Source organism: Lactiplantibacillus pingfangensis (assembly GCF_005404945.1).
GTDB lineage: Bacteria > Bacillota > Bacilli > Lactobacillales > Lactobacillaceae > Lactiplantibacillus > Lactiplantibacillus pingfangensis.
Window position 1 is genome coordinate 1 of record NZ_BJDG01000056.1, and the last position, 2110, is coordinate 2110.

The window sequence follows — 2110 nt, forward strand, 5'->3', positions numbered from 1 at the left end:
TGTACAGAAAGCGCCCAGCCACGGGGCGGCTGGGCGCTAATGATAGCTGATTACCAACAACAGTTGACAAAGAGCCCGAAAAACATACAAGAAGTTGCCATAATTAGCAATTTCTTGTATGTTTAGGATTATTTTATCTTTGTCATGAAGTCTGTTTTGCTTAAATATGATTTTCCTGCGGTTAAATCGTATTGAATTAATTGATAGTCGTTATACAATTTGCGTTGTTTTGCGTTTAGCTTGCGTAAAGAGGTTTGTTTGTTGTTTTGATTTACTAGCAACGGTGTATTTGCTTTCTGACTGTTTGTTGCCATTGCTGGTAGTTCTGTCAATACTTTTGTAATCAGTGCATAGTAGGGAGTCACTTTTTGGTTCATTTGAGCTAACACTAATGCTGATAGCGCATTCGACCCTACAACGCCAGATTTGTGTTTGAGTTTCTTTTGCCCGTATCCGTGTTGTCGCGCATACGTGTTGCTGTAGATGAAATAGTCAGGTTCGTGTAATTTTATGTTATAACGCGCCATGCTATCGTGATTATAAATACCAGGTAAATGGTCGCCGTACCACAGTACCGTGATTGGTCTGTGAATTTTATTTAGCTGATTGATGAATGTTCTAGTGGATTGGTCTGTTAGATGCACACCTTCTGTATAGGTTGCAATTTCTTTTTTGGCACCCTTGCTGGCCTTGCCAGATATTTTGTATGGCACATGATAATATCTATTTACATATGGCATATGGTTTTGCATTGTTGCTAAACTAATGAATTGTCCAGTTTGGGTGTGCCTGAGTTGCCAAAGGACGTTATTGTAGGATTCGTTGTCACCAATGAGATCACTTTTTTGAATCTTTTTTGCATAGTGTAGTTTTTGGCTTCCTGTGGAGTCTGTGCTTCTAAATGTTTGAAATCCAAACTTTTTGTAAACTGCAACTCGTCGATAAAGCGTGCCGGTGAACGTATGAATAGCATTTTTAGTCTTAAATAAATCAGTAATTGCATAAGCATTTTTCTGATTGGGAACTAGTTGCGTGAATGGTGTTGTCATTGTTTTTGAAAAGAAGCTTAGATTCAAACTTGTATCCACCATATATTCCATATTGGCCGTACCACCGCCATAACCTGAGCTTAACATTGTTCCGGATGTCGTTTCACGTTTAATCTTATTAATATTAGGCATCGGGTTGGCGCTAATTTTAAGATTTGGGACACGCGTTGGGTCTGAAAAGCTTTCACTGAGCACATAAATTAATGTTTGTTTATTGATATCAGATTGTGAACGCTCCTGATTAATACTATTGGCAACTTTAGTATATTTTTTAGCAATCGATTGCATTTTTTTCTGAGAATAGCCAGCAGGTTTGTCCATGACCGTCATGTCGATTGAATTGATGAATGCTATGAGTGGACCATTGTTGTCTGCGGAATCTTTTAGACTCCAGACGTAGGAAGCATCACCAAACTTCGTGAAAACTTTAGCCGACAGACTATTAGTATGATTTACTCTAAAGAAGGAAAAAATCATCATACTCATTACAATCAAGCCAATAATTCTACTTGATAGATGCAGTGTGTGTGTTGGGAATCGTAGAAATTTGAAACCAAAGTAATTCAATAAGACTATGAGAATACATAGTATGATTAGTGTCAGTATGTGCGTGAAACTGATCATTGAAGCGAGTTGTCCAGCATTTGAGACCATCGTCAGGTCACTGGACAGCAGTGGTTCTTGACGAAAAGTCATTTTCTGATTATTGACGAATCCAAAAACTAGAATAATGTCTATAAATAGGCTGTTACTAATCCATAGGCGATTAATAATGCTAGTGATACCCCAACCAAATAGCATCAAAAGGATCACACTGAAAAGGTAAATTTTTTTATGAAGCATGAACCAGCTATAAACATTTTGAAAGTTTCCAAGTTGCATGTATTGAATTACTAATAATAGGATTATGGCTTCAAGTGCAAAAACCAATAATACGAGTGGCAAGCGCCATTTCTTAATGAATGAAGTGTCAGACAAATAATCTTCCCGAATTGTCAAATCAAGTGCAACACTAAGTAAAATAAACAAAGACATGGAGCTATACTCATTAATGCAATGTG

General features: G+C 37.3%; 1 protein-coding gene. It reads right to left on the reverse strand.

What is annotated here, in order from left to right; all coding sequences use genetic code 11:
- Positions 1-128: 128 nt before the first annotated feature.
- On the reverse strand, positions 129-2110 hold a 1982-nt coding region (locus tag FFM74_RS13470; protein ID WP_223877255.1), incomplete at its 5' end, for an LTA synthase family protein.